The organism is Bacillus sp. OTU530 (genome assembly GCF_038440375.1).
Window position 1 is genome coordinate 1 of the sequence record NZ_JASATP010000149.1, and the last position, 484, is coordinate 484.

Genomic DNA, 484 nt, shown 5'->3' on the forward strand with positions numbered 1-484 from the left:
AAGCTGCATCCTTAGCACGCTCTAATCGGGTAAGGACATCGCGAACTTCTTGCAAGAAAACCTTTCCCGCGTTTGTCAGCTCTACGTGTCGTTTAGTTCTTTCAAACAACTTCACTCCAAGTTCCCTTTCAAGTTGTAAAATCTGTTGACTTAAAGGTGGTTGTGTCATCTGTAAGCGTATTGCCGCCCGACCAAAATGCAACTCTTCGGCCACTACAGTGAAATATTCAATCTGACGCAGTTCCACGCGATTATCCCTCCCTAATTAAGTCGTTTTTCGACTTAGAAACATGACATTTATATATTAGACACTAATTTATTCTCGTTGTAAAGTGTTGTTAGAATGGAATGAAGATATAGAGAAAACTTAGGAAACCACTGTCGATAATGAAGGGTTATTACAGGTCGCCTCATCTTTTTTAACGAACTATTACAGAGGAGTATCTGGAAAGGAGTAGAAGAAACTATGAAAACACGAGTAACG

The 484-nt window shown here is 39.9% G+C and carries 1 protein-coding gene; it reads right to left on the reverse strand.

The window, feature by feature from the left end; genetic code table 11:
• Positions 1 to 247: LysR family transcriptional regulator (locus AAHB12_RS31330; protein WP_342048951.1), on the reverse strand; the 247-nt coding region annotated here is incomplete at its 3' end.
• Positions 248 to 484 lie beyond the last annotated feature (237 nt).